Source organism: Acinetobacter sp. V2 (assembly GCF_001188385.1).
Classification (GTDB): domain Bacteria; phylum Pseudomonadota; class Gammaproteobacteria; order Pseudomonadales; family Moraxellaceae; genus Acinetobacter; species Acinetobacter oleivorans.
In genome coordinates this window covers 80949-83309 of sequence record NZ_JZFB01000001.1, presented here as the reverse complement: position 1 = coordinate 83309, position 2361 = coordinate 80949, and the positions used below count along the sequence as shown (strand labels likewise).

The following is a 2361-nucleotide window of genomic DNA, read 5'->3' as shown; positions in this document are numbered from 1 at the left end:
GTTACTCCACACGCCCAAAACACTGGAATTTCACCTGCTTCAATACGAGAAGCATCACCAAAGTCTGGCTTATTTACATCCGAAATTCCTAAGCTTTCAGGATGCCCAATATGTACAGGTGCACCATGTACACTTGGCATACGTGCGGTAATTTTTACCGCTTCACTAATTTGATGCGATGGAATTGGTCGCATGGAAACCACCATATTTCCAGAAATACGCCCTGCTGACTGGCACTGAATATTGCTCAGATACATCGGTACATTGGTATCGTCATGAATATGGCGAACTTCAATACCTGCTTCTTGCAAAGCCGTTTCAAACGAAAAACTACAACCAATTAAGAAAGTCACCAAATCAGGATGAGCGTTATAAATCTCGCTCGCATCGGTCACTTCATCGACCATTTCACCATCTTTCCAAACGCGATAACGCGGGAAGTCAGTTCGAATGTCTGAGTCTGTCGCAAGCTTAGTTGCATAGATGCCTTCTTCAAGCACATCAAGTACTGGGCAGCTTTGCGGGTTACGGTGTGCATAGAGTAAAAAGTCATATGCCCACTCTTTTGGCACCGAAATCATATTGACCTGTGTCATGCCCGCAGCCATACCTGCTGTCGGTTTATCAAAACCTGCACGGATTTTTAAACGTGCATCTAATGCGGCTTCAAGCTGAGCTGGGTCGACTTTAATATCCTTATACATGGTGCTCATCCTTATGCTTTGTTTACAAACGGGCGGATTTCAATATTGTTTTTTACAAGCTCGGCTTTAATAGCTGCCGACATTTCTAATGCACCGTCGGTATCGCCATGTAGGCAAATGGTGTCGGCTTGAATTGGGGTAAATACACCATCAATTGACTCGACCCCACCATTTTTAAGCATTGAAACCACACGGCTCGCAACAAATGCCGAGTCGTGTAAAACCGCACCTTCTAGACGACGAGACACCAGTGAACCATCGCTGTTATAAGCGCGGTCTGCAAATGCCTCAGATACCACTTTTAAGCCAGCTGTACGCGCCTGCGCGACTAAGTTAGACCCTGCCAAAGCCACTAAAACCAGTTCAGGGTTATACATTTTAATCGCATCAATCACGGCTGCTGCCTGTGCTTGGTCATGTGCAATGGTGTTATAAAGCGCGCCATGCGGTTTAACATATTGCACTTTTGAGCCTGCCACTTTAGCCAAGCCATCGAGTGCAGAAATTTGGTAAAGCACATCGGCAATCAGTTCGTCCCGCGACAAATCCATATTGCGGCGACCAAAACCAACAAGGTCTGGGTAAGACACGTGAGCACCAACGATCACACCAAGCTCCACTGCTCTACGAACCGTTTTTAAAATACCGAGCGGGTCGCCAGCATGAAAACCACAAGCAATATTGGCGCTGGTCACGACAGGTAAAATCTGGTCATCATTACCCATTTTCCATGAGCCAAAGCTTTCACCCAAATCACTATTTAAATCTACAAACATGGCATTATTCCTTTATCACTTAACAAAGTCTGGCTTAAAGCTTGGTCAAATAGTTAAATACTGTCGTAAATGACATATAACCCATCCACCACGTCAACAGACATGTTAACCCACCCAAAATAAGTAACCATTTTGGATAGTTGTAATTACCCATTAAATCTTTACGGCACGCAGCAACATACACAAAAATTGTAAGACCAATTGGCAACACCAATCCGTTAAAACCACCTACAAAAATGAGTAGACCTGCTGGAGTTGCACCCAATAACACATAGAGCAATAGCGCCAATGCGATAAAGGAAATGGTCGTATAGTTGGTTTGTTTTGGTGTTAAGTTCTTTTTAAACGCAGTAAAGAATGACACTGAAGTATATGCTGCGCCAATGGTGCTACTAATCCCTGCTGCCCAGAAAATTAAGCCGAACAATTTAAAACCAAATGTACCCGCTGCATATTGGAATGCTTGAGCTGCCGGATTGGCGTCATGGCTGGCTAAATCAATGGTTGCACCGCTCACCACCACACCTAAAAACGCTAAAAACAATACATAGCGCATGATGCCGACAACAATAATGCCCTTGGTCGCAGCTTTAGCAACTTCATCAATATTTTCAGGGCCAACAGCGCCTTTATCGAGTAAACGATGGGCACCCGCGTAGCAGATATAGCCACCAACCGTACCGCCAACAATGGTGGTAATAATGGCAAAGTCGATCTGATCTGGAGCAAAGGTTTGATGTACAGCTTGACCAACAGGTGGCATTACAATAACAGCAACAATAATAATCAGGAGGATTTTAAGCAATCCCAACACGATCATGCTTTTATCCATGGCAAGCGTTGCTTTTCTTGATGCAAAAATCAAAATGGCTAACGCACCA

Annotated in this window: 3 protein-coding genes; all 3 read right to left on the bottom strand. The window is 44.3% G+C overall.

Annotated features, from left to right (window positions below; translation table 11 throughout):
* On the bottom strand, positions 1 to 713 hold a 713-nt coding region (locus UC75_RS00410; protein WP_228137189.1), incomplete at its 3' end, for a putative hydro-lyase.
* Positions 714 to 715: 2 nt separating this feature from the next.
* A complete protein-coding gene (locus UC75_RS00405) occupies positions 716 to 1480 on the bottom strand; it encodes a LamB/YcsF family protein (RefSeq protein WP_049836321.1) in 765 nt (254 codons plus the stop codon).
* 34 nt (positions 1481 to 1514) lie between these two features.
* Positions 1515 to 2361, bottom strand: an 847-nt coding sequence (locus UC75_RS00400) for an NRAMP family divalent metal transporter (protein ID WP_228136968.1), incomplete at its 5' end; no start/stop codon positions are given.